The organism is Roseivivax halodurans JCM 10272, assembly GCF_000521785.1.
GTDB lineage: Bacteria > Pseudomonadota > Alphaproteobacteria > Rhodobacterales > Rhodobacteraceae > Roseivivax > Roseivivax halodurans.
In genome coordinates, this window is sequence record NZ_JALZ01000149.1 from 1 (window position 1) to 317 (window position 317).

General features: G+C 62.8%; 1 protein-coding gene. It reads left to right on the forward strand.

All coding sequences use genetic code 11. The annotated features are described in order from the left end of the window. On the forward strand, nt 1–317 hold a 317-nt coding region (locus OCH239_RS21560), incomplete at both ends, for an IS3 family transposase (protein ID WP_037267681.1).

Consider the following 317-nt stretch of genomic DNA (forward strand, 5'->3'; position numbering starts at 1 on the left):
CAGGTCTGGCTGGCCGATCTGACCTATATCCGGACCGGCGAAGGCTGGCTCTTTCTCGCGGCGCTCATCGACATGCATACGCGCAAGGTCGTGGGCTGGAGCATGCGCGAGACCCTGCATGCCTCGATCGCTCTCGAGGCGCTCGACATGGCCGTGAAACGCCAACGGCCGGCGCCGGGGCTGATCCAGCATTCGGACCGCGGAATTCAATACGCGGCCGACGAATACCGCCAAGCCCTTGCCGCCGCGAAGATAACGCCTTCCATGAGCCGGAAGGGAAATTGCCTGGATAACGCGCCAATGGAGAGCTTCTTCCA